Source organism: Streptomyces atratus (assembly GCF_014648655.1).
GTDB classification, from domain to species: domain Bacteria; phylum Actinomycetota; class Actinomycetes; order Streptomycetales; family Streptomycetaceae; genus Streptomyces; species Streptomyces atratus.
The window spans coordinates 1-993 of record NZ_BMRN01000195.1; the positions used below are offsets into that span (position 1 = coordinate 1).

General features: G+C 67.4%; 1 protein-coding gene. It reads left to right on the plus strand.

What is annotated here, in order from left to right:
* The coding region (locus tag IEZ15_RS44040) for a polyketide synthase dehydratase domain-containing protein (protein ID WP_189282526.1) at positions 1 to 993 on the plus strand (993 nt) is incomplete at both ends.

Genomic DNA, 993 nt, shown 5'->3' on the forward strand with positions numbered 1-993 from the left:
GCTGCGGTGGATGCGCCGTGGGTGCTGCACGCGGATGGTGTTCTGGGTGTTCCGTCCGGGGCCGTGCCGGGTGTGGACCTCAGCGCATGGCCCCCGCCGGGCGCCGCACAGGCTGATGTCGCCGACATGTACGACCTCTTGTTCGATCGCGGCTACGGCTACGGCCCGGTCTTCCAGGGGCTCAAGGCTGCCTGGACCTCCGGGAAAGACATCTTCGCCGAGGTCGAACTGCCTGAGTCGGCACACGCAGATGTCAAACGGTTCGGTATTCATCCGGCCCTGCTCGACGCCACCATGCATGCCCTGGGTCTGCACGGCCAGGGCGGCGAGAACGACGAAGCCGGGGAGGGGCGGCCGGCGCTGCCCTTCTTCTGGGAAGGTGTCCGTCTGCATGCCTCCGGCTCGACGTCGCTGCGAGTGTGCCTTTCCGGCGCCAGTGAGGACACCGTCTCTCTGTCCATTGCCGACTCGACCGGAGCTCCGGTCCTGTCGGTGGACGGCCTGACTCTCCGTCCGGTGTCGGTGGAGCAGTTGGGGGCGTCGGGTGGTTCGGGTGCGTTGTGGGAGGTGGCGTGGCGTCCGTTGATGGGTGCGGGTGCGGGTGCGGGTGTGGTGTGGTCGGGTTGGGATGAGTTTGTGGGGGGTGGTGTGGTCTCGGGTCCGGTGGTGTGTGAGGTGGGTGCGGGTGGGGTTTCTGCTGGTGCTGGTGCTGGTGCTGGTGGTGTGGTGTCGGGTGTGCGGTCTGTGGTGGGTGGGGTGCTGGGTGTGGTGCAGGAGTGGTTGAAGGATGGTCGGGGTGAGGAGTGGCCGTTGGTGGTGGTGACGCGTGGTGCGGTGGCTGTGGGTGGTGGTGTGGGGGTGGATGTGTGTCAGGCGCCGGTGTGGGGTTTGGTGCGGGCTGCGCAGGCGGAGAATCCGGGTCGTTTCGTGTTGGTGGATGCGGATCCTGGGGTTGAGGGGGTCGACTCGGTGGCTTTGGGGGTGGCTTTGGGT